General features: G+C 48.7%; 1 protein-coding gene. It reads left to right on the top strand.

All coding sequences use genetic code 11. From position 1 onward, the window contains the following. Positions 1-469 (top strand): hypothetical protein (locus HXW94_RS18930; RefSeq protein WP_218576830.1); only part of this gene is annotated, 469 nt, incomplete at its 5' end. Between the last annotated feature and the right edge of the window lie 46 nt (positions 470-515).

Genomic DNA, 515 nt, shown 5'->3' with positions numbered 1-515 from the left:
GGACTTGTTCCGTACCTTGAAAAAAACCGGACTGCCGGTTGAAACCGGCTCCGGCGGTCTGACAAAATTCAACCGGACGACCAGGGGACTTCACAAAACGCATTGGCTCGATGCCGCCTGTGTCGGGAAAAGCACATCTGAAAAGATTTTTCAGATCGACAAAACCGTGTTGATTGTAAAGGCAGATGGTCATGGTTCAAGGCAGATGTGCAGGGTAAACAAGTTCGGATTCCCCCGGACAACAGCAAAGTTAACTGAGAAAAAAGTCAAAGGATTCCAGACGGGCGACATCGTCAAGGCGGTTGTCACTTCCGGCAAAAAGGTTGGAACGTACACCGGACGTGTCGCTGTCAGAAAAAGCGGTTCCTTTAACATTAAAACAGTGGAGAAAACAGTACAGGGCATTAGCTGGAAATATTGCAGGCTGCTTCACGCATCTGACGGCTATTCCTACAATACGACGTGCTAAGGTCCGGTGCCTGGGCTACTATCTTAATTATAAGGAGGACGGCAAT

Source organism: Desulfobacter latus, assembly GCF_013389365.1.
Taxonomy (GTDB): Bacteria; Desulfobacterota; Desulfobacteria; order Desulfobacterales; family Desulfobacteraceae; genus Desulfobacter; species Desulfobacter latus.
This window is presented reverse-complemented; position numbering and strand designations above follow the sequence as displayed.